We start from the raw sequence: 978 nt of genomic DNA, 5'->3' as shown, positions 1-978 counted from the left end.
CCAGGTCGTGGTGGCTGGGGTGGTAGGTGAGGGGCTGGTCGGGCACCTGGTCCCGCCAGACCCGGGCCAGGTCGTAGATGGTGTCGGCGTACTCCTTCTGGGTGACCTTCAGTGGCGGCATGCCGTGTTTGGCGAGTGTGATCAGGATGTTTCCGATGTCGCGGTGGACGCTGGCCACCGGGATGGGGGAGTCGCCGACCCATTCGGAGAGGACTCCGGGGCGGTCGTTGACAACCAGGAGGAGTTCGGCTCCGGCGGCGGCTGCGGCGGCGGCCCGGTCGGCTGCGCTGATGTCGTCGCTGCGGGTGATGACGGCGATTTTGCCGTCGGCGTCGACGTTGGCGTAGTCCTCGGGGGTGCCGGTGCCGGCGTAGACGGGGCGTAGCCATTGGGCGCCGGTGGTGATGGTGCTGCCGGCTTGGGCCAGGGCGTCGATGGGGAGCAGGCCGAGGGCGCGCAGGCTCAGGACCGGCTCACCCTTACGCCACCAGGCCACCATGCTGAACGCGCTCTCGGTGGGCTCCTCCGTCGGCAGGACATACAGGTCGTCGTACGTGTCCGAGATGTTGTGGGCGTAGCGGAAGGGGCTGCCTTCGGGGTAGTCGACGACGTATTCGAGTTTGCGCTGCCGGTTTTCGGTGCGTTGGGGGGCGGTGGTGTCGAGTAGCCGGGCCTGGCTGGCGTCCAGGTTCACCTCGGTTGGTTTGTCGAGCACGACTCCCGGGGCGACCAGCAGGGCGAGGCCGAGGGAGTCAGCCCGTTCACCCGGAATATCAATCTCGGCGTGCAGGGTGTAGGTCCCGGGTGCGAGGCGCAGGGTTCGCTCACCGTCGACGGCGACGTATCCGCCGAACCTTTCCCCGGCAATGTTTATCAGGACGGTTCCGCTGGTGGGTTCGCCGTTGCGGTCGCGGAGTGTGATGGTGAGGTCGTAGCGTTCGTCTTCTTTGATGAGGCCGAGGCTGGTGCGGGTGATGG

General features: G+C 67.3%; 1 protein-coding gene. It reads right to left on the bottom strand.

The genetic code is table 11. The features are described 5' to 3' along the window. A partial coding sequence (locus H0524_RS06295) for a PA domain-containing protein (RefSeq protein ID WP_309225032.1) occupies positions 1–978 on the bottom strand: 978 nt, incomplete at both ends.

Source organism: Salinispora sp. H7-4 (genome assembly GCF_013416675.1).
GTDB classification, from domain to species: domain Bacteria; phylum Actinomycetota; class Actinomycetes; order Mycobacteriales; family Micromonosporaceae; genus Micromonospora; species Micromonospora vitiensis.
This window is presented reverse-complemented; position numbering and strand designations above follow the sequence as displayed.